28 protein-coding genes and 2 tRNA genes are annotated in these 25,759 nt (G+C 61.4%); 21 read left to right on the top strand and 9 right to left on the bottom strand.

Annotated elements, in window-relative coordinates; translation table 11 throughout:
• Positions 1 to 4 precede the first annotated feature (4 nt).
• Complete coding sequence (locus ACQ5BM_RS23960; protein ID WP_429816781.1) at positions 5 to 433, bottom strand: CBS domain-containing protein; 429 nt, start codon at positions 431 to 433, stop codon at positions 5 to 7.
• Between the two features lie 262 nt (positions 434 to 695).
• Entirely contained in the window at positions 696 to 1,427 is a 732-nt protein-coding gene (locus ACQ5BM_RS23955; RefSeq protein ID WP_429816779.1) for a rhomboid family intramembrane serine protease, read from the bottom strand.
• Positions 1,428 to 1,777: 350 nt separating this feature from the next.
• Between ACQ5BM_RS23955 and ACQ5BM_RS23950 the strand changes: the two genes are divergently transcribed.
• The 6 genes from ACQ5BM_RS23950 (at position 1,778) to ACQ5BM_RS23925 (ending at position 7,600) form a co-directional block, all read left to right on the top strand.
• Positions 1,778 to 2,419, top strand: coding sequence for a PAS domain-containing protein (locus tag ACQ5BM_RS23950; RefSeq protein ID WP_429816777.1), 642 nt, complete (start codon positions 1,778 to 1,780; stop codon positions 2,417 to 2,419).
• A gap of 108 nt (positions 2,420 to 2,527) precedes the next feature.
• Positions 2,528 to 3,136: a PilZ domain-containing protein gene (locus ACQ5BM_RS23945; protein ID WP_429816775.1), complete on the top strand. Its 609-nt coding sequence runs from the start codon at positions 2,528 to 2,530 to the stop codon at positions 3,134 to 3,136.
• A 680-nt stretch (positions 3,137 to 3,816) separates the two neighbouring features.
• Positions 3,817 to 4,425 (top strand): transglutaminase-like cysteine peptidase, encoded by a 609-nt coding sequence (locus ACQ5BM_RS23940; RefSeq protein WP_429816772.1) that lies wholly within the window; start codon positions 3,817 to 3,819, stop codon positions 4,423 to 4,425.
• A gap of 375 nt (positions 4,426 to 4,800) precedes the next feature.
• Positions 4,801 to 5,535, top strand: coding sequence for a hypothetical protein (locus tag ACQ5BM_RS23935; protein ID WP_429816771.1), 735 nt, complete (start codon positions 4,801 to 4,803; stop codon positions 5,533 to 5,535).
• Between the two features lie 182 nt (positions 5,536 to 5,717).
• Entirely contained in the window at positions 5,718 to 7,253 is a 1,536-nt protein-coding gene (locus ACQ5BM_RS23930) for an SPOR domain-containing protein (RefSeq protein ID WP_429816768.1), read from the top strand.
• 77 nt (positions 7,254 to 7,330) lie between these two features.
• Positions 7,331 to 7,600, top strand: a complete 270-nt coding sequence (locus tag ACQ5BM_RS23925) for a hypothetical protein (RefSeq protein ID WP_247959104.1) — start codon at positions 7,331 to 7,333, stop codon at positions 7,598 to 7,600.
• Between the two features lie 169 nt (positions 7,601 to 7,769).
• Here the strand turns inward: ACQ5BM_RS23925 and ACQ5BM_RS23920 are convergent, their stop codons facing one another.
• Together ACQ5BM_RS23920 and ACQ5BM_RS23915 are read right to left on the bottom strand one after the other, a co-directional pair.
• Complete coding sequence (locus ACQ5BM_RS23920; protein ID WP_429816765.1) at positions 7,770 to 8,207, bottom strand: DUF1489 family protein; 438 nt, start codon at positions 8,205 to 8,207, stop codon at positions 7,770 to 7,772.
• A 176-nt stretch (positions 8,208 to 8,383) separates the two neighbouring features.
• A complete protein-coding gene (locus tag ACQ5BM_RS23915; protein ID WP_429816763.1) occupies positions 8,384 to 9,784 on the bottom strand; it encodes an L-serine ammonia-lyase in 1,401 nt (466 codons plus the stop codon).
• 734 nt (positions 9,785 to 10,518) lie between these two features.
• Here ACQ5BM_RS23915 and ACQ5BM_RS23910 point away from each other — a divergent pair.
• The 3 genes from ACQ5BM_RS23910 (at position 10,519) to ACQ5BM_RS23900 (ending at position 12,829) form a co-directional block, all read left to right on the top strand.
• Positions 10,519 to 11,211, top strand: a complete 693-nt coding sequence (locus ACQ5BM_RS23910; RefSeq protein ID WP_429816761.1) for a DUF599 domain-containing protein — start codon at positions 10,519 to 10,521, stop codon at positions 11,209 to 11,211.
• Positions 11,212 to 11,341: 130 nt separating this feature from the next.
• Positions 11,342 to 12,352 (top strand): heparan-alpha-glucosaminide N-acetyltransferase, encoded by a 1,011-nt coding sequence (locus ACQ5BM_RS23905; RefSeq protein ID WP_429816759.1) that lies wholly within the window; start codon positions 11,342 to 11,344, stop codon positions 12,350 to 12,352.
• A gap of 3 nt (positions 12,353 to 12,355) precedes the next feature.
• Entirely contained in the window at positions 12,356 to 12,829 is a 474-nt protein-coding gene (locus ACQ5BM_RS23900; protein ID WP_429816757.1) for a methyltransferase family protein, read from the top strand.
• Positions 12,830 to 12,910: 81 nt separating this feature from the next.
• On the opposite strand, the gene ACQ5BM_RS23895 is transcribed toward ACQ5BM_RS23900, so the two are convergent.
• Together ACQ5BM_RS23895 and mgtE are read right to left on the bottom strand one after the other, a co-directional pair.
• Positions 12,911 to 13,297 carry a MerR family transcriptional regulator gene (locus ACQ5BM_RS23895; protein ID WP_113537749.1) on the bottom strand — a complete coding sequence of 129 codons (387 nt, stop codon included), beginning with the start codon at positions 13,295 to 13,297 and terminating at the stop codon, positions 12,911 to 12,913.
• A gap of 68 nt (positions 13,298 to 13,365) precedes the next feature.
• On the bottom strand, positions 13,366 to 14,787 hold the full coding sequence (gene mgtE, locus ACQ5BM_RS23890; RefSeq protein ID WP_429816754.1) for a magnesium transporter: 1,422 nt from the start codon (positions 14,785 to 14,787) through the stop codon (positions 13,366 to 13,368).
• A 394-nt stretch (positions 14,788 to 15,181) separates the two neighbouring features.
• Between mgtE and ACQ5BM_RS23885 the strand changes: the two genes are divergently transcribed.
• On the top strand, positions 15,182 to 15,691 hold the full coding sequence (locus ACQ5BM_RS23885) for a peptide deformylase (RefSeq protein WP_429816751.1): 510 nt from the start codon (positions 15,182 to 15,184) through the stop codon (positions 15,689 to 15,691).
• A 48-nt stretch (positions 15,692 to 15,739) separates the two neighbouring features.
• Positions 15,740 to 16,009: a hypothetical protein gene (locus ACQ5BM_RS23880; protein ID WP_429816748.1), complete on the top strand. Its 270-nt coding sequence runs from the start codon at positions 15,740 to 15,742 to the stop codon at positions 16,007 to 16,009.
• Positions 16,010 to 16,159: 150 nt separating this feature from the next.
• On the opposite strand, the gene ACQ5BM_RS23875 is transcribed toward ACQ5BM_RS23880, so the two are convergent.
• Together ACQ5BM_RS23875 and ACQ5BM_RS23870 are read right to left on the bottom strand one after the other, a co-directional pair.
• Positions 16,160 to 16,244: transfer RNA gene (locus ACQ5BM_RS23875), tRNA-Leu, on the bottom strand.
• Positions 16,245 to 16,608: 364 nt separating this feature from the next.
• Positions 16,609 to 16,693 (bottom strand) — tRNA-Leu (locus ACQ5BM_RS23870).
• Positions 16,694 to 16,887: 194 nt separating this feature from the next.
• Between ACQ5BM_RS23870 and lipB the strand changes: the two genes are divergently transcribed.
• The gene (gene lipB, locus ACQ5BM_RS23865; RefSeq protein ID WP_429816745.1) at positions 16,888 to 17,607 is read left to right on the top strand and encodes a lipoyl(octanoyl) transferase LipB; all 720 of its coding nucleotides are present in this window, start codon (positions 16,888 to 16,890) and stop codon (positions 17,605 to 17,607) included.
• A 6-nt stretch (positions 17,608 to 17,613) separates the two neighbouring features.
• On the opposite strand, the gene ACQ5BM_RS23860 is transcribed toward lipB, so the two are convergent.
• Entirely contained in the window at positions 17,614 to 18,552 is a 939-nt protein-coding gene (locus tag ACQ5BM_RS23860; protein WP_429816742.1) for a DMT family transporter, read from the bottom strand.
• A gap of 347 nt (positions 18,553 to 18,899) precedes the next feature.
• Here ACQ5BM_RS23860 and ACQ5BM_RS23855 point away from each other — a divergent pair, with 347 nt between their 5' ends.
• From ACQ5BM_RS23855 to ACQ5BM_RS23815, 9 genes are all read left to right on the top strand, one after another.
• Positions 18,900 to 19,298 carry a helix-turn-helix domain-containing protein gene (locus ACQ5BM_RS23855; RefSeq protein WP_429816740.1) on the top strand — a complete coding sequence of 133 codons (399 nt, stop codon included), beginning with the start codon at positions 18,900 to 18,902 and terminating at the stop codon, positions 19,296 to 19,298.
• Between the two features lie 68 nt (positions 19,299 to 19,366).
• A complete protein-coding gene (locus ACQ5BM_RS23850) occupies positions 19,367 to 20,494 on the top strand; it encodes an S-(hydroxymethyl)glutathione dehydrogenase/class III alcohol dehydrogenase (RefSeq protein ID WP_429816738.1) in 1,128 nt (375 codons plus the stop codon).
• A 196-nt stretch (positions 20,495 to 20,690) separates the two neighbouring features.
• A complete protein-coding gene (locus tag ACQ5BM_RS23845; protein ID WP_429816736.1) occupies positions 20,691 to 21,131 on the top strand; it encodes a YaiI/YqxD family protein in 441 nt (146 codons plus the stop codon).
• Between the two features lie 49 nt (positions 21,132 to 21,180).
• A complete protein-coding gene (locus tag ACQ5BM_RS23840; RefSeq protein ID WP_429816734.1) occupies positions 21,181 to 21,828 on the top strand; it encodes a DUF1345 domain-containing protein in 648 nt (215 codons plus the stop codon).
• A 24-nt stretch (positions 21,829 to 21,852) separates the two neighbouring features.
• Complete coding sequence (gene fghA, locus ACQ5BM_RS23835) at positions 21,853 to 22,686, top strand: S-formylglutathione hydrolase (protein WP_429816732.1); 834 nt, start codon at positions 21,853 to 21,855, stop codon at positions 22,684 to 22,686.
• Between the two features lie 23 nt (positions 22,687 to 22,709).
• Positions 22,710 to 23,087, top strand: coding sequence for a fluoride efflux transporter CrcB (gene crcB, locus ACQ5BM_RS23830; protein WP_429816729.1), 378 nt, complete (start codon positions 22,710 to 22,712; stop codon positions 23,085 to 23,087).
• Positions 23,088 to 23,298: 211 nt separating this feature from the next.
• Positions 23,299 to 24,291: an RluA family pseudouridine synthase gene (locus ACQ5BM_RS23825; protein WP_429816727.1), complete on the top strand. Its 993-nt coding sequence runs from the start codon at positions 23,299 to 23,301 to the stop codon at positions 24,289 to 24,291.
• Complete coding sequence (locus ACQ5BM_RS23820) at positions 24,291 to 24,956, top strand: HAD-IA family hydrolase (RefSeq protein WP_429816726.1); 666 nt, start codon at positions 24,291 to 24,293, stop codon at positions 24,954 to 24,956. The genes ACQ5BM_RS23825 and ACQ5BM_RS23820 overlap by 1 nt, the downstream gene beginning before the upstream one ends.
• Positions 24,949 to 25,734: an ATP12 family chaperone protein gene (locus ACQ5BM_RS23815; protein ID WP_429816724.1), complete on the top strand. Its 786-nt coding sequence runs from the start codon at positions 24,949 to 24,951 to the stop codon at positions 25,732 to 25,734. The genes ACQ5BM_RS23820 and ACQ5BM_RS23815 overlap by 8 nt, the downstream gene beginning before the upstream one ends.
• Positions 25,735 to 25,759 lie beyond the last annotated feature (25 nt).

The raw sequence follows: 25,759 nt of genomic DNA, 5'->3' as shown, positions 1-25,759 counted from the left end.
CCCGTCAGCCAGCGATATAGGCCTTGATCTGTTCGGTCTCGTGCTCGATCGCACGGATGTGGTGTTTGATCACGTCACCGATCGAAACGATGCCGGCGAGCCGGCCATCTCTTTCGACCGGCAGATGGCGAGCCCTGAGCTTGCTCATCATTTCCATCAGAGCCTGAACGGACATTTCCTCGGTGCAACTATAGACGTTCTGCCACATGACAGCCGCGACCGGCCTTTCGAGACAGGTGGCTCCCTGCTTGGCGATCGCTGCGACGATGTCGCGCTCGGTGAGGATGCCTGCGATCTGATCGTCCGCATCGACGATGATGACCGCACCGATATGATTGTCACGCAAGAGGATGGCAGCCTGTTGGACTGTCATCTGCGGACCGACCGTTACGACATTGCGGCCCTTCTCATCGAGTATTGCTTTTACTGACATGCGCACATCTCCCGTTGCGACAACACCGGGTCGGCAGGGAAAGGTCCAGCCGCCTCTCGTGCGGTACGGTCGGGCGATGGAACCTGTACCCTGGCCGCTTACGATCGCCTGCCCGCGTGCTCCTCAGACGCGAATGGGCTTTCAATACCCGGCCTTCACAGGCCGCCTGCCTCTCGACAATCGGCGACCGCAGCAAATGGTGCGCCAGCACCCTTGGGAAATCAAGCGCTCAGGAACTCGTCCGCCGATCTTTCCCCGGCCGTCAGTCGCGAGGGTCGAAAAGGCCGAAGAGAAGAAAGCCGAAGAGGAAACCGCCGATATGGGCCTCCCAGGCGATGCTGCCCGCGCCGCCGGGCGTAAACACGCCAAGCCCGATCAGAAAGTTGGTGAGGAACCAGATGCCGGCGAAGATCACGACGGAGCGATTTGCCAACGACTCGCTGATTGGCAGCCGTCGATTGAGATGGGCAAATTGCCGGCTGATCCGTCCACTTGGCGAGAAGACGAAGCGCGCCGCCGCGCCCATGAAACCGGACACGACACCCGAAGCGCCGACGACCACGATCATCTCACCCCAATGAAATGCCGTGTGCAGCGCAACGGCAGCCGCAGCCGAAAGGCACCAGAACACCGCCAGCCGCCCCATGCCGATGCGGCGCACGACCGGAGCACCAAAAGCGACCATCCAGAAGATATTGAAGATCAGGTGCTCCCAGCTCCCGTGCAGGAACGAATAGGTAATGGGGCTCCAGAGCCAGGCGAGACCCTGCTCGGCCAAGGGATGATCGTAGCGCGCCGGCAAAAAGGCGAAGTTGAAGATGATCTCCTGATCGATCGCAGGCGGCAGGACATAGGTGCGCAAGGCGTGAATGGCGATCAGAAACAGCAGGATGCCGGTCAGCCCGGCCGGCAGATTGAAGGCAGGCTCACGCGATGGACCGGCGGCGCTGTCCCGGTCCGTCTCCGGTGGCGTTGCCGCCTGATCTCGTTCCATGGCTGCTGCTTTCTCCATCGATTGGTCCGTTCGATCGCTTTCGATCGAGGCGATGGCATGACATCGCCGGATTCGGACCGGACTGGGGCGACCAGCCATAAGCAAACAAAAAAAGACCGTCCAGTAAAAACTGAACGGTCGCCAAGCTCAAATCCGAGCTCCAGTTCAAGTGCCGAAGCCAACGCTTCGTGAAGTCATGTCTTCCAGTGCCAGTCGCGGTGCCCGCGTGCAATCGAAACCGTTCGTTAACCTTAATCTCGAGCTGGCATGGTTTTCGCTCCATTGATCTCAAGACCGCAATGAACGGCCAAACATGTGCCAGACCGGCACAGACGGCTCGCAGAAATGGAATGAACGCAAAGATGCGCAGCAATACGAGCACGGAGCTTTTCCGATATTGGAACACCATTCGCGGCAAGCGCGACCTTCCGCGTCGGGACGAACTCGAGCCAGGGGACATCCGCACGCTGCTCCCCAACCTTTTCATTCTCGAGCGTGACCGTAACGCCGGCATCTCGTTTCGTTTGGCAGGAACCCATGTCTGCGCCCTCTTCGGCCTTGAGTTGCGCGGGCGACAATTCGGCATGCTCTGGCTGAACGCGCAAGCCGCTAGGGCGCAGCACATGGCCGGCCAAGTGATGGCGCACCGGGTGCCTGTAATGCTGTCCGCCAAGGGTCGTACGGCCGATGCACGCGAGATCGAGGTCGAAGCGCTGTTGCTGCCGCTCGCCTCGACCGAGGGGGCAAGCGACCGAATCCTGGGTGCGCTCTCGCCACTTTCCCGCCCGTACTGGTTGCATGCGACATCGGTGGAAGGTCTTGACGTCACCGGCATGAAAATCCTCGATCCCGATCGCACAGCCGTGTTTCGCGAAGAACAGGCGCCGGAATATGTCCCGCCCCGCGCAGATTCACATGGCCGCGAAGGGGTTTTCGGCGAGTTCCGCCGTGTCCGGCATCTCCGCATCCTGGAGGGCGGGCGCCGCGGCTGATCGCCGCCGCTGTCCCGGGCTGGCCACGTGGACCAACCGGAGGACGAACCTTCTATTAACCCGAACGTCCTAAACTCTGCCTGCCGAATTACGTCATGCAGAGTCATCATGTTCTCGTTCCAGCACGCTCAGAATACCGCTCCGAAGCCGCATCACGAAGGTGCGTTCCAGCGCGTTTCCGTGAACCTTGCTGGACGGCTGATGCTCGCCAATCACGACGAATATGACTGCACCGCCGTCGACATGTCGCCCGGCGACGTGCTGTTTTCCTCACCGGCACGGCCGCGGGCCGGCGAGCGTATCATCGCCTATATCGACCATGTCGGCCGCCTCGAGGGCACGGTGTCGCGCGTCGCCGACGATGCCTTCGTGATCCAGCTCAACGCCACCGAGCGCAAGCGCGAGAAGTTGGCCGCGCAGCTCACCTGGATCGCCAACAAACACGAACTCGGACTGCCGGAAGACCGGCGTCATGATCGCCTTGCACCGCGCAAGACGTCTACCGAGCTGACGCTCGACACCGGCGAGAAATTCCCTTGCCGCATCATCGACCTCTCTCTCTCCGGCGCTGCCGTGGACATCGAGAACCGCCCGCCAATCGGCACCCCGGTCATGCTCGGCAATATGAAGGGCAAGATCGTTCGCCATTTCCAGGAAGGCTGCGCCATCGAGTTCTCGGGCGTACAGTCCCGCGAAGCGCTGACAGATTTCCTTTGAGGCGCGCCCGCGCCACCGCGCCTGCCGTACCCCGGATCAAGTTCGTTGGCTGATGCTGCCGCACGAAACAAGAGTGCGTCGCGAACTTTCGGATTCGATTCCTGCGCTGTAAGTTTTGACATTTCGCATGTCGGCATCGCAAGACCGCTGCCCATTTTTGCGCGACATGCTTTAATCCTCGGCCTTTCACGGTAGATCTGCCCCATAGGCCGCAACGAAGCTGCCGGTGAAGCCCAGCCGATCGAAATCGTTTCGAGGCGGAGACTGCCTCATTTCGGAACATCACGTTCCAACCGTGCTTTCGACAGTCGCAAATATTTTTTCGAACAAATTCAAGGCAAGACGCATATTCCAAGTCGAAAAGCGTCGACACAATCGCCGGATTTCGCCTCGCGAGCCAAACATCGCGGCCGCCATTTTCCCCTAACCGCTGCGCCAGCCGATCCGTGGATCGATATGGGGCGATTGATTACAATCACTTACATGGTCAAGGAAACATGAACGGAAGGTCGTCCCGTTGGAAAATCGATAAAATTTGAGTCAAATTCGATTTAAATAAAAATCAAAATCTATTCTTATTTTATTCTTATACGACTTTCATTTGTACTTGTTTTTAGTTCGCAAGTTCGCGATCGATGAAAACGTCTGTGCCATTGTCGAACCACAACGGGGAGACAATCATGCTCAAGACAATCACCAAGATGATCGCGGCTGCGGTCCTTTTCACCGCCGGCCTGATCGAAACGGCGCAGGCACTTCCGGCCAACATGGTCGTCACCGGCGCCACCAACCCGCCGATCGGTCACTACGAGTTCTGCAAGATCTATCCGTCGGAGTGCGCCTCCAACGGCAAGGACGGCGGCCCGATGGTGCTGACCCGCGAAGGCTGGCAGAAGATTCTCGAGGTCAACTACGACGTCAACCAGGCGATCACGCCCATGACCGACATGGAAATTCACGGCGTCGAAGAAAAATGGTCCTACCCGGAGACGGTTGGCGACTGCGAAGATTACGTTCTGCTGAAGCGCCGCAAACTGATCGAGAACGGCTTCTCTCCGTCGGATCTGTTGATCACCGTCGTTCTGCAGCCGAATGGCGACGGCCATGCCGTCCTGACCGTGCGCACCGACCGCGGCGACTTCATTCTCGACAACATGCGCAACAAGGTGCTGCTGTGGTCGGACACTGAATACACCTACCTCAAGCGCCAATCGACCGAACACTCCGGTCGCTGGGTCAAGCTACAGGACGGCCGCACAGTCGCGGTCGGCAGCGTACGGACGCAGTAACCTTTGAAGACTTGCGAGGCGGCGCGCCTGCCGCAGCGGCCTCCGCAATTACAGGGCTCCGGTCACACTATCCCCGTCCAGACCGGGCCTCGGCCGGTTCCGTGTCCCTCGGAACCGGCTTTTTTTATCAGCGATGTCCCCGCCGCCAACCGCGTCGCGACCTTTCAGATTTGCTCTTGCACTTTAGTTTTTGATCGCAAACCGCTGCGCACTTTTTGCGCCACATGCCCTGGCAGCCGGAAGGCGCCTTCATCGGAAATTAACCATCCTCGACCAGCGTCGGGCAAGCGACATCGTCCATCCTTCGATGTGCAGGAAAGCGTACGCCGATCACTGGACCGCCAGGCTCGGCCCGCGCTACGGGACAGTCCAACGATGAGCAGCACTTCAAATGATACTCACGAACCGGACCTCCGACCGCTGCTGTCGTCCGGCTTCGTTTACCGGGTGACGGCAGTCGTCATGGTGCTCGCGACGCTGACGGCCGCCATCTCGCTCGCGGGGCGCTGGTTCGGCGAAAATCTCGCTCTTGCCGGCCACACCGCGAGCAATGAGGTTTTCGACATCTTCATCGGCCAGGATCACTTGCGCCTTCCGGCAAACATGATCCGCTTCGAAGCTCAGCGCGCCACCTCGATCGCCGAGCGCGTCGATCTCTACCTGACCTGGCCGGGGCTCGAAGGCTACAGCGATCGGAGCCGGGAACTCTTCAACAATGTCGACGCACCCGAAAAGCTCATTTTCCTGCAGATTTCGCAAAGCACGATGTCTCGTGACATGTCCGGGCGGCTCGAGCCGATCTACGCACAGATCTTCGACGGCGCGCCCACGGCTGGCCCTGCGGGGCTGATGGAGCACGCAGTCAAGGCGACATCCAGCTATGCGGGCGAAGTCTTCCTGACCGCTGAGACGACCGCTCAGTCCCCCTATGTGGTGCGCTGTCTCAAGCCAGACCCACAAGCCATCTCGACAAGCGCCGACTGCCAGCGCGACATTCACGCCGGAAAAGATCTCGTCGTGCTCTACAGATTTTCGAACAGGCTGCTGCCGCAGTGGCGCGAAATCGACCAAGCGATCGCGACCTTCGTCAAAAGCCGTCTCGTGCCCTGATTTCGACTAACTGGTGTGGTGCAGGCAGCCCGCCGCGCCATTGCGCCACACCGGCATCGCCCTTGTACAAATGCGTTCGATTCCGGAAACCAATCATTCATCATAAACCGATTGGTAACGCTATGCCGATACTGTCTCGAGAACGGTCGTTCCCGGAGGCGGCGTCCGGACAACCCCATGACATGAGAATAAAGAGTAGCGTAGTGTCCCAATCCGGTTTTTTTGATCTCGCGAAGCGCCCGTTCGGTGCTCTTTCAAAGATGGTAGGACGGATCGTCCTTGCGGGCGCCATTGCCTCGGTCGCGCTTGCGGCGCCGACTTTCGCGGCCTCCTCGAACTACGCCAGTCCGAAATATTCAGGCATCGTCATCGATGCGAAGACGGGCAAGATCCTCTATGGCGAGGACGCCGACGAACTGCGCTATCCGGCGTCGCTCACCAAGATGATGACGCTCTATCTGACCTTCGAAGCGCTCGAGGCCGGCCGGATCACGAAATCGACGCCCATCCCATTCTCGAAGAACGCTTCCTCGGAGCCGCCGTCGAAGCTTGGCGTACGCGCAGGACAGTCGATCACCGTCGAGCAGGCGATCCTTTCGCTCGTCACCCGCTCGGCCAACGATGCGGCGACGGCGCTTGGTGAATATCTCGGCGGCTCCGAGCAGCGTTTTGCCCGCATGATGACGAACAAGGCCCGTGCGCTCGGCATGACGCGCACGACCTATCGCAACGCAAACGGCTTGCCCAACCCGGAACAGCGCACGACGGCGCGCGACCAGGCCCGCCTCGGCCTCGCGCTTCGCCAGCACTTTCCGCAATATTACGACTACTTCTCCACCCGCAGCTTCCAGTTTGGCAGACAGACAATCGGCAACCACAACCGCCTGCTCGGCAATGTACGCGGCGTGGACGGCATCAAGACCGGCTATACCCGTGCATCGGGCTTCAACCTCGTGACATCGGCTCAGCTCGAAGGCCGCAGCATCGTCGCTGTCGTCATGGGCGGCACCTCCGGCGGCAGCCGCGACGCCCAGATGCGCCGACTGGTCGCCAAATACATGCCCGCAGCGTCCCGTCGCGGCGACGGCAACCTGATTGCCGAAACCAAGTCTGCTCCGGTTCCGGCTGAAGAAACCGAGGTCGCTTGGGCAGCGCCGGTTGCCGAGACGCCCGTTGTCGCCGCGACCGCCAGCGGCCATGACCTGCCCAACACCGGCCCGGTTCCGGACTTCCGCTACAACGGCGAGAGCGCGAGCAGCGTGCAGATGGCCTATGCCGGCAACACGCGCGCGTCCGACAACCCCGTCCTTTCGCCGAAGATCGTTCCCAACACGCTCGATGCGCAGAGCCTGAAGCTCCGCCAGCCGGTCGCCGCGGGCATGGTCGACACCCAGGTCACCAACTCCGTGCCGAAGAAGGCCGAAGCCAGCGCAAAGGCGGAGCCGGTCGAGGTCGCAAAGGCCGAACCGATGCCGGCTCAGCCGCAGGGCTGGGTGATCCAGATCGGCGCGACGCCGGACAAGGATCAGGCCATGACCCTTCTCGGCAATGCCAAGGACAAGGGCGGCAAGGCTCTGCAGAACGCAAAGCCCTTCACCGTGGCCTTCGGCCAGGTCTACCGCGCGCGCTTCGGCGGCTTCGACGACCAGAACGCAGCCGTCAACGCCTGCAAGGCATTGAAGAAGAAAGGCATCTCCTGCTGGGCGAGCCAGCAGTAAGGTAAAAGTTTTGGCGGCCGGATGTGTTTGTTTTCCGGCCGCCTTCCTCGGTTTTGTACAGCGTAACGAGGTTAATCATGGCGATGAACGAAAACGTTCCGGGTGTTACCCCGCTGCCGGGACGGCGCGCTAAGCCGTCGCGTATCAACCTGCATCCCCTGCACGAGGCGGCCATGCGCATTGCCGATCTCGGGCTCAACAGATCGAAGGCGAAGACGCGCGATCTGGTCGGGATGCTCCTGACGCATGGAGCGCGCGCCTGGCGATCGACGCAGCCGCGCGCCGGCATTCATCTTCACGTGACGGGGCCGAACCGCCGCCATCCCTTGAAGATGCGGATCTCCTGAAAGTTCGCGAAGTTGCAAGGGCGGCCTATGCCGCCTTTGTGCTTTCAGCAGTGTCGCTACAACGATGCGCGCAGATTACACTCGACCAGCCATCCGGCCGGTGGCTCGCCACATTGTCAAAGTTGAAGGCTAGAGCAAACGTCGTGCGTTCATCCGGACGCACGGCGCTCTAGAGAAGCCCGAGTTCCGCCAGTTCACGGCGCAGTTCGAGCGGCATATCGGCGCCACCGCCGGAGAGCGACGCCAGGTCGCGGGGCGCGTCCTTGTCGGTGAGATAGCGCCAGCCCTGAAAGGCGCGCCGCGGCTGCAGCTCCGTCTCGACCACTTCCGGCCCGAGCAGCAGATTGCAGCGGCCGATACCCTCGCCATCCGTGAAGGTCTCGATACCGATCAAGGGCTGCCGCGCCTGCACCGTCCCCTTGATGACCCAGTAGAGCGAACCGCCGTTCAGCAATTCCTCCACCCGTTTCGGCACCATGCGGGTCGTGTGGAAGGAGTGGGGCTCAAGGCCGGCGGCCATGGCAGCCATCGCCTTGCGCGAAACCCATTCGCGCAGGTCCTCGATCGATTCCGCTCCGACACAGAGCTTTATGAGATGCAGAGACATAGCTGTTTTGAACACCCGTCCGGCCGTTGCGGTCAAGCGGCCAGGCGCTGTTCATCCACAATCACCGCCACTGCATAATTCCTTATACCGGAATCGATTTAGGGACAAATTATGCAGCGCTCCAAAGTGATACAGCGACCTTGGCGCGCCTTAAAAGGCGCGCGGCGCTGTATGGCTCAACATTCGACGACGTTGACCGCGAGACCGCCGGTCGATGTTTCCTTGTACTTCTCGTTCATGTCGACGCCGGTCTGGCGCATCGTCTCGATGCAGGCATCGAGCGGCACGAAATGCTTGCCGTCGCCCTTGAGCGCCAACGACGCCGCCGTTACGGCCTTGACCGCGCCGAGTGCGTTGCGCTCGATGCATGGCACCTGAACCAGGCCAGCCACCGGATCGCAGGTCATGCCGAGGTGATGCTCGAGTGCGATCTCGGCGGCATTTTCGATCTGCTCGGGCGTACCGCCCATGACGGCAGCAAGCCCCGCAGCCGCCATGGCGGAAGCTGAACCGACTTCGCCCTGACAGCCGACTTCTGCGCCCGAAATCGAGGCGTTGTGCTTGATGATGCCACCGATCGCGGCAGCCGTCAGCAGATAGTCGCGGATGCCCTCCTGATCGGCATCGTCATGAAAGTGCATGTAGTAGCGGATCGTCGCGGGAACGACGCCGGCGGCACCGTTGGTGGGCGACGTGACGACGCGGCCGCCCGCGGCATTCTCTTCATTGACCGCCATTGCGTAGACGCTCAGCCAGTCGTTGGCGAGCAGCGGGTTGGTCTTGTTGGAGCGCCATTCTTCCTGCAGTTTGTCGTGGATCGAGCGGGCACGGCGGCGGACCTTCAGCCCGCCGGGCATGATGCCTTCCTGGCTGAGCCCCCGGTCGATACAGTTGCTCATCGCGCCCCAGATGCGGTCGAGCCCGGCATTGAGCTCATCCGGCGACATGGTCGCTTCTTCGTTCGCCCGCTTCATCTGAGCGATCGTCAGGCCCGAGCGGGCCGCCATGTCCAGCATCTCCTGCGCTGTCGAGAACGGGAAAGGCACCTTGACGCCAGCCGCCTTGTTCTTCGAGGCACGCATGGCCTCGAGTTCCGTATCGGTCACAACGAAGCCGCCGCCGATGGAGTAATAGATCCGCTTCAAAAGCAGCCTGCCATCCCGATCGAAGGCGGAGAAGGACATGCCATTGGCGTGACCGGGCAGCGGCACCTTCTTATCGAAGATCAGGTCCGTCCTCGGCTGGAATTCGTAGGACGGATGTCCTGATGGCGCAATGCGTCCACTGCGCTCGACCTCGTCGATCAACGCGTCCATGCGATCAGGGTCGACCAGATCGGGGCGTTCGCCGACGAGGCCAAGGATCACCGCCCTGCCCGTTCCGTGGCCGATGCCGGTATGGGCAAGCGAACCATGCAGGCTGACCTTGATCGCCGCTACGGCAGCGTGGGACGGGCGCGGCCAGTCATCAGAAAGGATAAGATCGAGAAAGCGGTTGGCGGCCGACATCGGCCCCATCGTGTGCGAGCTCGAAGGCCCGATACCAATCTTGAACACGTCGAAGACGGAAAGAAACATAAGCTGCCTGCCCCGGAGACTGACCCGCAGCGTACCGGCATGACCGCCTGAACGCCGCATTCACGATTGCCTCGATATCACGCTTCACGGTCCGTGCGAACCGGCGCGCTATCCTCATATTTGCTGGACGATTTTATCCTCAGATCGGTCCCGATTTAAGGAAATCCGCAACGAATATAGGAACGAAGCCTAAGCGATCCCATAGTAGACGGTCAGGCGGTCAACCGACATTCGATCCCATCCGTGCGACATTGCCGTGCGCAGGCGGTCCCGCCATCTGGAATCAAAACGGCGCGGCTCTTGGGAAGCCGCGCCGTCAATCAGTGGACTTTTCTAGATACTAGATATCAAAGGCCGCCGAAAAGATAAGCAAGAACAAGAACGCCCGCGAAACCAGCTACGGCGCGAGCAGTCACACCCCAGCAAGACTTCTGAATTGTATTGTCCATGATGTCTCCGAAACACTCTCAACGGCCGCGGGCAGCACAAGTGGCGCGCCCCGCGTCTGGGGGCCATGCATATTGAAGAAAGCGTAAATGCGCAATGGGGAAATGTGGCGAAAAGGTGTCCTGGCCTTGCCGCAGCGAATGTCAAGCTGGTGAAAACCGCGCAATCGGCCGACGGCGACGGAGAGAAATTCCGCCGCAATTTCATCACAGTAGTTGACGCGCCGCCGATTCCCGCGCCGCCGCGGCCACCTTGCAATTTCCAAAAGCCATGCCAAAAACACGTGTATGACCTTCGAAGATTACATAGCGCTTGTCGTGTTCATCCTGCTTTGGGCAGGCTTCAGCTGGGCCACCGACGGCTCGCGCGGCTTCAAGCGCGTGAGTCTCACCCGTCTCATGAACGAGCATCGTGGCCGCTGGATCCGCAATTCGCTGAACCGCGACCTGAAGATGATCGACACGCAAATCATCGCAGGGCTTCAGGCCGGCACCGCCTTCTTTGCCTCGACGACGATTTTCGCGCTCGGCGGCTGTTTCGCGTTGCTGGGGGCCACCGAACAGGCGCAGATGATCTTCGCGGACATGCCCTATGTCTTCCATGGCGGGCGAACCGCATTCGAGCTCAAGGTCGGCGGCCTCACCTGCCTCTTCGGCTATTCCTTCTTCAAGTTCGGCTGGTCCTATCGGCTGTTCAACTATTGCTCGATCCTGATGGGCGGCATTCCGATGACCGCCGACATGCAGCGAGATCCGCGGGCGGCAGAGAAGGCTGCCGAACGGGCGATCCGCATGAACGTGCTGGCCGCCAAGCACTTCAACGCCGGCCTCAGGGCGATTTTCCTGTCGATCGGTTATCTCGGCTGGTTCGTCAGCCCCTATGTGTTCGTCGGGCTTACCGTCTTCGTCATCTTCGTGCTGACCCGCCGGCAGTTCTACTCGCAGGCACGCGCGGCGCTGCTGCAGGACGTAGCGCCCTGACGGCACGCACGCCTTTCGCGCCGAACAGAAACAAGCCAGGTCTGCTCAGTTCCACCATCAACCAGCGACGCGTGTTTGGCGCAAGCCAAGCCTGTCATTCTTCCTCACGCCCACAGGATGGCGAATGCCCATGTCCGACAGCAACGTGACTTCACCGGCAACACAGATACCGGCTCAACCTGCCGCACGGAGGCGGCTTGCCTTCATCGATGTCGCGCGCGGCGTGGCGCTGCTCGCCATGGCAACCTATCACTTCGTCTGGGATCTCGAGTTCTTCGGCTATGTTGCCGCGGGAACCGCCGGTACCGGCGGCTGGAAGATCTTCGCCCGGCTGATCGCCAGCAGCTTCCTGTTCCTCGCCGGTTACAGCCTGGTGCTCGGACAATGGCCGAAGCTGCGCCTCGACGCGTTCATGCGCCGCTTCGTCAAGATCGCCGGTGCCGCGGCACTGATTACCATCGCGACCTATTTCGCCTTCCCGGACTCGTTCATCTTCTTCGGCATCCTGCATGCCATCGCCGCGGCAAGCGTGATCGGCCTCGTTTTCCTGCGGCTTCCCGCGGTCATCTCCCTCGTTGCGGCGGCGGCAGCCATCGCAGCGCCCTTCTATCTGCGCTCGTCGGCCTTCGACGCACCCTGGCTCTGGTGGGTCGGACTGTCCGAAACGCTGCCGCGCTCCAACGACTACGTGCCGCTGCTACCGTGGCTCGGGCCTTTCCTGCTCGGCCTTGCCGCAGCCAAGCTCTTCCACGCGCGGCTCGTTGCAGCCCTGGCAATCCGCCCATCCACAGGCGACAAAGGCAAGCTGTGGATGAGGCCCTTCGTCTTCGGCGGCCGTCACAGTCTGGCCATATACCTCATTCACCAGCCCGTGCTCATCGGACTGGTCTATCTCTTCTCGCTGATCTCACCGCCGACATTGCCGGATCCCAAGCAAGCCTATCGCAGCAATTGCGTCGCAGCCTGCAACCAGGGCAACCCGGCCGTGCCGTGCGAGGCCTTCTGCGGCTGTACGTTGGACCTTCTGGTACAGCAGAACCTGTTCGACAGCCTGAACAGGGGAGAGATCAACGTGCGCACCGATGAACGCATTGCGCGAATCGCGCGACAGTGCACAATGGACGTGCAATCAGGGGACTAGGACATGAATGCCTATCGTGCCAAGCCGCTGACCTTCCCGTGGCCCGCCCTGCTCTACGGCGTCGCCACGCTCGCAGCCCTTGTTCTGGGGCGATATTCCCCCATCCCGGTGGCACACGGACATAGCTGGTTTCCCTGGATCATCGGCGGCACACTGATCACTGTCGCCATCTGGCTGGACCTCTGGGCGGTCAAGACCTTGCTCGACCGCCACACGGCCGTCATGCCTTACCGCTCCGCGACCTGCCTTGTCACCTACGGCCCCTTCCGCTTCACGCGCAATCCGATCTATCTTGGCTATACCTTGATGATGGTCGGCTTTGGCCTTGCGACGCTCAATCCGTGGTTCTTCATCACGGCGATCGCGGCGGTGATGCTGACGACACTCTTTGCCATTCGCAATGAAGAGCGGCACTTGCTTTCGCGCTTCGGCTTCGAATTCGAGCGCTATTGCCGGCACACCAGCCGCTGGATCTGAGCTGGCAGCCCGGTAAAGCCAACAAAAAAGGCGGCGCAGACGCCACCCTTCGAATTCCTCATCTGCAATACAATTGGAGGATCAGGTGCCGACGCCAATCTCCGCCAGACGCGTGAGGCACGCCTCTTCGACATTGTCGAGTTCTGCCAGGGTGTCTTCGATATCCTTGCGCTTCTGCCGAAGTTCCTCACGCTTTTCCTCGACGCGGCTCATCAACAGCCGAAGCTGGCCCATTTCACCGGGCGGGTCCTTGTAGACCTGGATGATTTCGCGGATCTCGGCAATCGTAAAGCCGATGCGCCGGCCACGCAGAATTTCCTGGATCAGTCGCCGATCTGCCGGCCGGAACAGCCGCGTCCGTCCGCGGCGCTCGGGATGAATGAGGCCCTCGTCCTCATAGAACCGCAGCGTTCGGGTGGAAATGCCGAATTCCCGCGTCAATTCGGTGATGCTATAGTATTTATTCACGCCGCCATTCCATGATTTTTCGCAAGTCCACTATCGTTGACCTTGACGTAAAAGTCAAACAACGGCGCTTACGTGACGTGGAACCACCAGGTGGCTATGCCGAGAAAACTGAAGAAGCCGGTGATATCGGTAATGGCGGTCACGAAGACGGCGGAAGAGACGGCCGGATCCGCGCCGAAGCGGTCTAGGCACAGCGGAACGAGGATGCCGGCGAGCGCCGCGGCCATCATGTTGATCAGCATCGCGGTAGCGATGATGCCGCCGATGTTCGGATCCTGAAACCAGAGACCGGCCACCAAGCCGATCAGCGTGCCGAAGATCATGCCGTTGAGGAGCCCCACCCCGGCTTCGCGCCGAATGATGCGCGGAGCGTTGTGAATATCGAGGCCGCGGGTCGCGAGCGCGCGCACGGTGACCGTCATCGTCTGCGAACCGGCATTGCCGCCCATGCCGGCGACGATCGGCATCAGGATGGCAAGCGCCACGATCTGCTGAATGGTCGCATCGAAGAGGCCGATGACCGAAGCGGAGATGCAGGCCGTCATGGAATTGATGAACAGCCAGGGCACGCGCGAGCGCGATGCTTCCGCCACCGAGTCCGACAGTTCTTCGTCGCCAACGCCGCTTAGGCGCAGCAAGTCTTCCTCGGCTTCTTCCTGGATCACGTCGACGACGTCGTCGATGGTGAGAACGCCGACCAACCGACCGTTGTCGTCCACCACCGCCGCGGAGAGCAGGTCGTACTGCTCGAAGAGCTGAGCCGCCTCTTCCTGGTCCATTTCGGCAGGAATGGCGTGGCTCGTGTCGTGCATGATTGCATCGACCTTGACCGAGCGTTTGGTACGCAGCACGCGATCGAGGTCCACGGCACCGAGCAGCTTGAAGGTGGGATCGATGACGAAGATCTGCGTGAAGCTCTCGGGCAGGTCCTCGTCTTCGCGCATGTAGTCGATCGTCTGGCCGACGGTCCAGAACGGCGGCACCGCCACGAACTCGGTCTGCATGCGCCGGCCGGCCGTACTCTCGGGATAGTCGAGCGAGCGGCGCAGACGAACCCGTTCCGTAAAGGGAAGCTTTGCCAGGATCTCGTCCTGGTCTTCCTGGTCGAGATCCTCGAGAATGTAGACGGCATCGTCCGAATCCATCTCGCCGATAGCTTCGGCGATCTGCTCGTTCGGCATATGGTCGACGATATCGAGACGGATCGCCTCGTCGACCTCGGTCAGCGCCGAAAGGTCGAACTCCTTGCCGAGCAGCGAGACCAGCGCCAGACGCTGCTCCGGCTGGATCGCCTCGAGCAGGTCGCCGAGCTCCGAAGAATGCAGGCCGGCAACGTGCTGGCGCAGATAGATCGTGTCGCGATCGGCAATCGCCGCGCCGACATGCATGAGGAAATCGGAACGGACCGAACCGTCGTCGGCATAGATGTCCGAACCGTCAAAGGTCTTGACGTCTTCGAGACCGCTGTCGTCGTCGCCGATATTGCTCATGGGCGCCCTCGAAACGATTGCTGCTTTCCGGTGGTCCATCTTTGCAGACCGGAAAGAATGCGTCACTGACGGTTGGCTGGCCTTCTTCCGCCGCCGTGGTCCGGAGTCGGGCTCTAGAGCCTGCTACCGCAAAGCCCCGCCGAGGTCCACAGCACAGTTATCACCCCGCGTGTGGCAACAACAGATTTATTCAAGCTGTTGCAAATACATAAGAAACCGGCCGCATCTCGATACAGTCGACATCGAGCGCATGATCGGTTAGCAATTTTCTTCGTTCCCTGGAGCCGGAATCGATTTCAGCGAGCGAAACAGCAGCTCAAGGTTTACGGCGCCTCTTGCGTTCCTCGACGGGACGACCACGCCGCCCCAGACCGCTGCAGTCGAGGAATATCTGATGGCGATCCGCCCCATTGTGCGCTTTCCAGACCAAATGCTGAGCCGGAAGGCGGACAGCGTCACCCGCTTTGACGCGACGCTCGAGGCCCTTGCGGGCGATCTTCTCGACACGATGCGAGCGGCACCGGGTATAGGTATCACCGCGCCGCATATTGGTGTCCTTCAGCGGGTGACCGTGATCGAGCTCGATCAGGAGAGCGGTGTTAGGATCTACGTCAATCCGGAGATCGTCTGGCACTCTGCCCAGCTCATGAAACATGCGGAAGGCAGTGTTTCGATGCCAGGGGTCACGGAAGACGTCGAACGTCCGCAAGCAGTGCGGGTTCGCTTTCAGGCACTCTCCGGCGAAACAATCGAAGAAGAGGCCGAAGGGCTGATGGCGATTTGCCTGCAGCACGAGATCGACCAGCTCGACGGCATATTCTGGACCCAGCGCCTCTCGCGCCTGAAACGCGATCGGGCGATCAAGAAATTCGAAAAGCTGACAAGGGAACAGACACGCGGCTAGAGCCGTGCCCCGTAGACAGTATCAAATGACTCCACCAAGGATCTGACAATGAAGCCAAAATATCTTGCAGTCATCGGCCTCCTGGCTCTTGCCGGTTGCAACAGTGCCCAGCAGAGTCTTGAACCCCTGCCCGAAAGCCTGACCTACGGCGAGAACGCGAGCAAGAGAAAGACGCAGGCCGCTCCCGGCACGATGGTCCAGAACCGCTTCATGTATGAAGGGCAAATGGTCTACGAAACCTACGAGGTTCAGCCCGATCACAGCTACAAGCTCGTCCGGCGCCGCATGGACCAGAGCGGGCCGGCCGGCAACAGCTGACGAGAGCCGCGGGGTCGTGTTCGACCTCAATGGCGCCTTGCGATCGACGGTACAGACGAACGCAAGGCGCCGGGACAGGTCCGTCCATGCGCGTGTTCAAAGCTAACTATTGGATTACAAACAAAAAACCCGGCCGAAGCCGGGTTTTTTTGGTGCGGTCGAGAAGACTCGAACTTCCACGGGTTGCCCCACAGCGACCTCAACGCTGCGCGTCTACCAATTCCGCCACGACCGCATCGTGGTAGCTGCCGACTCGCGCCGGCGGGGCTGCATTTAGCAAAAGCCCCCGAGGTGCACAAGGGACCGCTGTGCACAATTCGGACGATCGCGACGGAACGCAGCAGCCGTCGCATTTCGGTGTGAAGAGGCCAGGGCCCGGCCGCCTCTCGCAGACCAAGTGCGCACGCACGCTATCGGCCACCGCGCCGGGACCGGCCGTTTGCATCGCGGCAGCTCTCGACCAATCGCGAGCAAGGCGAACACGCTCCGTCCCCCTTGTCGAACGCCTGCCCTTGATCGGAAACGTGCAGCGCGGGCAAAACGCCGTTTCGCTAAGCTGAAGATAAAAAACAAAAAACCCGGCCGAAGCCGGGTTTTTTTGGTGCGGTCGAGAAGACTCGAACTTCCACGGGTTGCCCCACAGCGACCTCAACGCTGCGCGTCTACCAATTCCGCCACGACCGCATCGTGGTAGGTGCCGACTTGCGCCGACGCGGCTGCATGTAGCAAAAGCCCCTGGGGGGCACAAGAGGATGACGACAGAAATTTGACGGGAATTGAAACTATTTCAACAGCCCGCTCGGGAAGCCGTGGAAACGCTGGACTCTTGTCTCACGCAGTCCCATGTACAGGCTCTGAAAAACAGGAATGCCGAGCGAATGCAGCGTGAAAATCTGAGCCAGGACATGTTCGCCCCTCCGGAATCACCGCCGGTTCGCTGGCGGATCGCCTCCGAACTGGTCGGTTATCCACAGGCCGTCGAATTGATGGAGCGGGAAGCCGCCGCGATCGCCGCCGGAACGGCCGACGAACTCGTCTGGCTGGTCGAGCATCCGCCGCTTTATACGGCCGGAACCAGCGCCGATGCCGCCGACCTGGTGATACCAGATCGCTTTCCGGTTTTCGCGACCGGTCGCGGCGGCGAATACACCTATCATGGTCCGGGACAGCGCGTCGTTTACGTCATGCTCGACCTCAAGCGCCGGCGACAGGACGTGCGCGCCTTCGTCGCCGCGCTGGAGAGCGTCGTCATCTCCACGCTCGATTCCATGAATGTCAGAGGCGAGCGCCGCGAGGATCGGGTCGGCGTCTGGGTTCGCCGCCCGGAAAAGCCAGCCCTGCCCGATGGGTCCATGGCAGAAGACAAGATTGCCGCAATCGGGATCCGCCTGCGCAAATGGGTGAGCTTTCACGGCTTCGCGCTGAACGTCGATCCGGACCTCGACCATTTCGGCGGCATCGTGCCCTGCGGTATCCGCGGTTATGGTGTCACGAGCCTCGTCGACCTTGGTCTGCCGGTCATGATGCCGGACGTGGACATCCGTCTGCGCGAAGCCTTCGAGAGCGTGTTCGGCCCGACGAAGAGCGACGGGGCCTGAACCCGCCTAGTTTGCTGCCCGTCGCCCGGCCTGCCGCTCGCGCCAGATGATGAAGAGGCCAGAGCCGACGATAATGGCGATGCCGAGCCATTTGGAAAGCGATGGGAAGTCTCCGAAGATGAGATAGCCGAGCGCCGTCGCCGTGACGATCTCGAAATAGTGGAATGGCGCCAGCAAGGAGACAGGCGCCGCTCTGAAGGCCTTGACGACAAGCAGGTGGCCGTAGCCGGAAAGCGTGCCGAGCACGACCACCAGCGTCCACCCAAGTGCCGAATGGGGCAAGGACGGCACGAAGTCCGCACTCCCCATGCCGTTGCCGATCAGGATCACCAGCGCCATCATCAATGTGCCGCCGATACCGGCGATGGTCTGCATCGCCAGCGGCGAGTCGCCGGTACCGACCGCACGATTGAGAAGCAGATAGCAGGCAAACACAAAGGCGCAGGCAACCGGCAGCAATGCCGTCAGGCCGAATACCGCGAAGCTCGGCTGGATGACGATCATCGCCCCACCGAAGCCGACGACGATCGCCAGCCAGCGCCGCCAGCCGACCTTCTCCTTGAGAAACACGGCCGAAAGGCAGGTGAGGATGAAGGGCTCGACGAAGTAGATGGCAAAGGTGTCGGCCAAAGGCATGTATTTCACGGAAATGAAAAAGAACAAGGCGGCGGTCGCCAGCAGCACGCCGCGCAGCAGATTGGCCCAGGGACGCTTCGGCTTCAGCGCGCGCAGGCCGCCGGCGCCGAGAAGCATGGGCAACGTCGCCACCAGCTGGAAGAAGAAGCGATAGAAGGTTACCTGGCCGGGCGACATGCCTTCATAAACGGCCATATATTTCGCGATCACATCCATGCCGGGCAAGATGACCATCGCAAAGAGCATGATGGCGACGCCTTGCATCACGGTATTGGCAGGCTCGGCAGCCGCGGTTCGGACGTCGGTCATGGGAAAGCTCCGGTTGGCCGCGGCAGATTAGTGGCAGCGCTGTGGTTTTCAACGGCAGAAGACAAGACGGAGAACGAACTATCCGCGCCCGCAGCGCCGCGCGTTTTATCAGATGCGCAAAGGTCGCTGTAGCACTTTGATTTGCTGCCTGTCTTCGTCCTCGAATCGAAGTCGGTCTAAAGAGACATGCAGTAAGCCGCAATTGACGGTGTTTTTGGCGCTTCGGGGTGGTCCCTCGCCAGCCAAATGCCTATAAGTTCAGGACCATCTTCCGCCCCGGAAATCAAAAGCGGCTGTCTGCCGGATCTCCGGGACCTTTGAACGTAACCGTGGCAAAGGAGATATCCATGCGCTTGTCCACCGAAACGATGATTGCTCGCCTGCGAGACACCAGCGACGGTGACACGCTGGGTGGACGCATCTGGAGGGCGCGCGATGCCGCCAACCTCAGCACCAAGGATCTTGCAGACCAGCTTGGAGTGCGCGCTGAAACGGTCTCAGCCTGGGAGCGCGATCGCGCCGAACCCCGGACGAACCGGCTGTTTCTGCTGGCCGGCGTGCTGGGCGTTACGCCCGCCTGGCTGATTGCCGGCCTCGGCAAGGCCCCGGATTCAGACACGTGCGACGACGAGCGCGACAGTCTTCGCGAGCAGCTTGCACTGATCAAGAAGCTGCATGAACAGACGGGCAAGGCCATCGCGGCTCTTGAGATGGAACTCAATCGCGTTCAACAGAACATTCGTTAGCTATTACCGATTCCAACGGGCCGCCGTCCTGGTGGCCCGAAACCATTTTTGCTCAAGGGAGAAATTAAATGGACGTACGCGCCGCCGTTGCCGTTCAGGCCGGCAAGCCGCTCGAGGTCATGACGGTTCAGCTCGACGGCCCGCGGGCCGGCGAGGTGCTGATCGAGGTCAAGGCCACCGGGATCTGCCACACCGACGACTTCACCCTGTCGGGCGCCGATCCGGAGGGCCTGTTCCCGGCGATCCTCGGCCATGAGGGCGCCGGCATCGTCGTCGACGTCGGCCCGGGCGTCACGAGCGTGAAGAAGGGCGATCACGTCATCCCGCTCTACACGCCCGAGTGCCGCGAGTGCTATTCCTGCCTTAGCCGCAAGACCAATCTCTGCACCGCGATCCGCGCGACGCAAGGCCAGGGCCTGATGCCCGACGGCACCTCGCGCTTCTCGATCGGCAAGGACAAGATCCACCACTATATGGGCTGCTCGACCTTCGCCAACTACACGGTGCTGCCGGAGATCGCCGTTGCCAAGGTCAACCCGGACGCGCCCTTCGACAAGATCTGCTACATCGGCTGCGGCGTCACCACCGGCATTGGCGCGGTCATCAACACCGCCAAGGTGGAGATCGGCGCGACCGCGATCGTCTTCGGTCTCGGCGGCATCGGCCTCAACGTCATCCAGGGCCTCAGGCTTGCCGGCGCCGACATGATCATCGGTGTCGATCTCAACAACGACAAGAAGGCCTGGGGCGAGAAGTTCGGCATGACCCACTTCGTCAACCCCAAGGAGGTCGGCGACGACATCGTGCCCTATCTCGTCAACATGACGAAACGCCATGGCGACCTGATCGGTGGCGCCGACTACACCTTCGACTGCACCGGCAACACCAAGGTGATGCGCCAGGCGCTGGAATCGGCCCACCGGGGCTGGGGCAAGTCGGTGATCATCGGCGTCGCCGGCGCCGGCCAGGAGATCTCGACCCGGCCATTCCAGCTCGTCACCGGCCGTCAGTGGATGGGCACCGCCTTCGGCGGCGCCCGCGGCCGCACCGATGTGCCTGCCATCGTCGACTGGTACATGCAGGGCAAGATCGAGATCGACCCGATGATCACCCACGTGATGCCGCTCGAAGACATCAACAAGGGCTTCGAGCTGATGCACTCCGGCGAAAGCATCCGCTCGGTCGTGCTTTACTAACCGCCAAGTGACGCAATTCCGGGCGGAAACCACTTCACATTTTTCCTGGAATTGTTTCACAACTCGATTGACGCAATCCCGGACGGAAAACCGCTTCGCACTTTTCCTGGAATTGCTTCACAGTCCGATTCAGAACGGCGCCGGAGTCGATTGATTTCCGGCGCCTTTTTCAGTCCCGTTAAGAAACAGATTCAAGATGATCTATGTCGATGCCGATGCCTGCCCGGTGAAGGCGGAAATCCTGAAAGTGGCCGAGCGCCATGAAATTGAGGTGACTTTCGTCGCCAATTCCGGCCTGCGTCCTTCGCGCGACCCGATGGTGCACAACGTCATCGTCTCGGCGGGCTTCGACGCCGCGGACAATTGGATCGCGGAACGGGCGCATGAGGGCGATATTGTCGTCACCGCCGACGTGCCGCTGGCCGCGCGCTGCGTTGTCGCCGGCGCGCTGGTCACCGGTCCTTCGGGCCGCCTCTTCGACAAGACCAATATCGGCATGGCGTCCGCCATGCGTGATCTTGGCCAACATCTGCGCGAAACCGGCGAGAGCAAGGGCTACAACGCCGCCTTCACCCCACGGGATCGCTCTGCCTTTCTTGAAACACTTGACCGACTCGCACGCCAGTCGAAAAAATGACGGCGCGACGAGCAAGCCCGCGGGCAACCGCAATCGCAGGGGCATTTCAATGAAAGCGACGACAAGGCTCAGGCACTGGCCCTTCTACACCGCCCTCTTCTGCGGAGTTCTGACCGTACCAGTCCTCTGGTTCGTTGCGCGCCCCTTTGTCCTCGTGGTCGCTGCCATCACCTTTTTCTGCGTCTATCTCTTCATGAGTTGGCGGCGCTTGCGAATGATGACGGGCAGACATCTGAAAACGCATGCCCGCAACACCGACGAGCCGGAAGCCGTCATCTTCCTTGTAACATTCGCGGCCGCCGCAACTGCACTCGTCTCGCTGTTCATTGCGCTCAACGCCCAGCAAACGGGCTCCGCACTGGCCCTCGCCCTCGCCTTTGCCTCCGTCGTGCTTGGCTGGGCGACGATCCACATGATGGCCGCCATGCACTATGCCCATGTCTACTGGGTGGCTGACCAGAATCAGCAGGCGGCGGAGCCGGCGCGCGGCCTCGATTTTCCCGGGACCCCCGATCCTGGCGGTTATGACTTCCTCTATTTTTCCTTCGTCGTCGGCATGACGGCGCAAACATCTGATGTCGCCATCACGACTACGACCATGCGGCGTATCAACCTGATGCACGCCGTCGTTTCGTTCTTCTTCAACACCGTGCTCGTCGCCGCCGCCGTCAACGCGGCCGTGCAGCTTGCCGGCTGAGCATCATTATCCAAGGAGCATCCCATGAAAGTCCTTTCGCAAAACACCGCCTTCGGCGGCATGCAGGGCGTCTTTTCGCACGAGTCCGAGGCCTGCAAGGGTGAGATGACCTTCGCCGTTTTCGTGCCGCCACAGGCGATCAAGGAGCCGAGGCCGGTCGTCTGGTACCTGTCCGGCCTCACCTGCACGCATGCGAACGTCATGGAGAAGGGCGAATACCGGCGCATGGCCTCCGAACTCGGTCTCATCATCGTCTGCCCGGACACCAGCCCGCGCGGCGCCGACGTGCCCGACGAGTTGACGAATTGGCAGATGGGCAAAGGTGCCGGGTTCTATCTCGACGCCACCGAGAAGCCCTGGGTCGAGCATTATCAGATGTACACCTACATCACCGAAGAGCTGCCCGCCTATGTCAGCCAGCACTTTCGCATGGACATGAGCCGCCAGGGGATCTTCGGACATTCAATGGGCGGCCACGGTGCGATGACGATCGCACTCAAACACCCGGACCGCTTCAGGAGCTGCTCGGCATTCGCGCCGATCGTCGAGCCTTCGACGGCTGATTGGTCGATCGGCGCCTTCGAGAAGTACCTTGGAACCGATCGCGCAGCCTGGCGGCAATATGATGCCTGCGCCCTCGTCCAGGACGGCGCACGCTTCCCCGAATTCCTGATCGACCAGGGCAAGGCAGACAGCTTCCTCGAAAACGGATTGCGCCCCTGGCTGTTCGAAGACGCAGTGAAGGGCACAGGCATCGATCTGACGCTGCGCATGCATGAGCGCTACGACCACTCGTATTACTTCATCTCGACCTTCATGGACGATCATCTGAAGTGGCATGCCGACCGGCTGGCCTGAGCCGATTTGACCCGGAGCGACTGATGACCCACCTCTTTCTCGTCGGCGCCGGTGGCGCGATCGGCTCGATCTTGCGCTACATCGCCGGTCTCTGGGCTATCCACCGCTTCGGGCCCAGCTTCCCGTGGGGCACCCTCGGGGTCAATATCACAGGCTCGTTCCTGATCGGTCTGTTGGCGGAGATGATCATGCGCAAGTTCGGCGCGTCGCCGGAAATGCGCGTGTTCCTCATCACCGGTGTTCTCGGTGGTTACACGACCTTCTCCGCCTTCTCACTGGACGCAATCACGCTCGCCGAGCGCGGCGATGTCATGCTCTCCATCGTCTATATCATCGCCAGCGTCGCGCTTTCGATCTTGGCGGTCTTCTGCGGGCTGGCTCTGGTGCGCGCAATAGTCTAAAGGCTGCTCCTACAGGCGCTGCGTCTCCGAAGAGAAACGCGGCGCGTTACTGCATTGGTCCTCGACCGTCATCGCTTCGAGGGCATCGTTATGCAGCGGCTAAAGGATTATGGCAGCCCTGCGCGCCTGAAGCGTTTTCCTGCGTCCTTCCCAGCGCAGGAGCTTCGGACTGACGCGCGACGCTGCGGAAACAGAAGGCAGGTTCGCTCAAATGGCAGGTATAGAACACAGACAAGTAGATGGTGACGAGGCCGGCATGCGCCTCGACCGCTGGTTCAAGGTGCACTTTCCCGGGCTGGGCTTCGGTCCGCTGCAGAAGCTCTTGCGCTCCGGCCAGATTCGCGTCGATGGCGCGCGCGCCAAATCCGACACCCGCATCCAGCCCGGCCAGACGATCCGCATTCCGCCGCTCGGCGTCGACCCGAAGGAAACCAAGACCGGCCCGATCGGTGGCCGCGATCTCAGGCATTCTCCGGATGGCGAGCTTCTGTCGCGGATGGTGCTGCACGAGGATGCGAAGGTCATCGTGCTGAACAAGCCTGCCGGCCTTGCCGTCCAGGGCGGCTCCGGCGTCAACCGTCATATCGACAAGATGCTCGAGGCCTGGACCAACCAGAAGGGTGAAAAGCCGCGCCTGGTGCACCGGCTCGACCGCGACACCTCGGGCGTGCTGGTGATCGCCCGCACCCGCGGTGCTGCCCAACAACTGACGGCCGCCTTCCGCGAGCGTGACACCAAGAAGACCTATTGGGCCCTGGTGAAAGGCGTGCCGCGCAAGCGTGAAGACCGGATATCCACCTGGCTCGTCAAGGAACAGACGCCGGATGGCGACCGCATGCGTATTGCCAAGCACGGCGACGACGGCGCCGATCACGCGATCTCCTACTACCGGATCGTCGAACAGGCCGGCCAGAACCTCGCCTGGCTGGAGATGGAGCCCTATACCGGCCGCACCCATCAGCTGCGCGTGCACGCAGCCCATATCGGTCATCCGATCATCGGCGATCCCAAATATTTCGAGGCCGACATCAACTGGTCGTTCCCGGGCGGTATTCAGAACCGGTTGCACCTGCATGCCCGGCACATCGACATCCCGCATCCGAACGGCGGTCGTCTGCAGGTGACCGCGCCGTTGCCGCCGCACATGGTGCAGAGCTGGAACCTGCTCGGTTTCGACGAGAATGCTGCGAGCGAGGAAGACTGATGAAACTGGCTCTCTTCGACTGTGACGGGACACTGGTCGACAGCGGTGGCCTGATCCATGAAGTGATGGCGCGCACCTTTCAAGCGTTCGATCTCGAGCGCCCGCCCCTTTCGGCGACCAAGGGCATCATCGGCCTGACACTCGACATCGCCATTGCCCGCCTGCTCGGCCGCGAGCACGTCGACGACCTGGCGTTGGCGATGACGGCACACTATAAGGCGATTTTCGCCGGCGTGCGCGGCGAAGCCGGCTTCCAGGAGCTGTTGTTTCCGGGCATCGCCGACATGATGCAGACGCTCTCGTCGCGCAATGAACTAGTGATCGGCGCCGTCACCGGAAAGTCGCGGCGCGGCCTGACCCATATCGCGGCAACCCACGGCTTCGACAGCATCTTCTTCGTTTCCCGTACGGCCGACGATTGCCCCTCCAAGCCGCATCCGGCAATGGTGACGGAGTGCTGCTCGGAAGCCGGCATCGATGCGAAGGATACGGTCGTCATCGGCGACGCGATCTACGACATGCAGATGGCCAAGGCAGCCGGTGCCGCCGCCATCGGCGTCGCCTGGGGTTATGCGTCCGTCCCTGATCTCATTGAGGCAGGCGCGGATTTCGTTGCCCAGACGCCGGCTGACATCATTGAATGGATGGAACACAATCATGCCTGATATTCGCGACGAACTCAGCGGTGCGATGAGCCACGAGGATCCGGTCCGCCGCGCACAGATCCAGATGTTGAAACCGCTGCCGAAGCGCTTCTACAAAGAGGTCAGCGTCGCTGCAGCCGACGGAGATACGTACAGCGTGCTGCTCGATGGCCGGACGGTGCGCACGCCGGCAAAACAGCCGCTTGCCGTGCCGACGCTGAAGCTCGCAGAGATTCTCGCCGCCGAATGGGAAGCACAGACCGAGGTCATCGACCCTGGCCAGATGCCGGTCACCCGCATCGTCAACACGGCGCTCGACGGCGTCGCCAAGGACCAGCGCTCGGTCTTCGACGACATCCTGCGCTTCGCCGGAACCGATATGCTCTGCTACCGCGCCGACAGTCCGGCAGGTCTCGTCGCCCGCCAGAACGAGATCTGGAATCCGGTGCTCGATTGGGCGCAACAAACGCTCGGCGCCCGCTTCATCCTTGCCGAAGGCGTGATCCATCAGGAACAGCCGGAAGAAGCGCTCGCTGCCTATGCGGAAGGCTTGCGTGCCTTCGCAACGCCGCTCGGCCTCACCTGCATCCACACGGTGACGAGCCTGACGGGCTCGGCCCTGCTGGCGCTCGCCTTCGCCTCGGGCAGGCTCTCCGCCGAAGAGGCCTGGACGGCCGCGCATGTGGACGAGGACTGGCAGATCGAGCATTGGGGAACCGACGAAGAGGCCTTCCGCCGGCGGGAGAACCGCTGGCAGGAAATGCAGGCGACCGCCGCGGTGCTCGACGCCCTGCGTTAAGAGAGAACGCGATATCGCCGAATAC

The sequence above is a fragment of the Ensifer sp. B1-9 genome (assembly GCF_050474445.1).
In the GTDB taxonomy this organism is placed as follows: Bacteria; Pseudomonadota; Alphaproteobacteria; order Rhizobiales; family Rhizobiaceae; genus Ensifer.
Note: the sequence above shows the minus strand (reverse complement) of the source record. Positions and strands in the feature narration are given on the sequence as shown.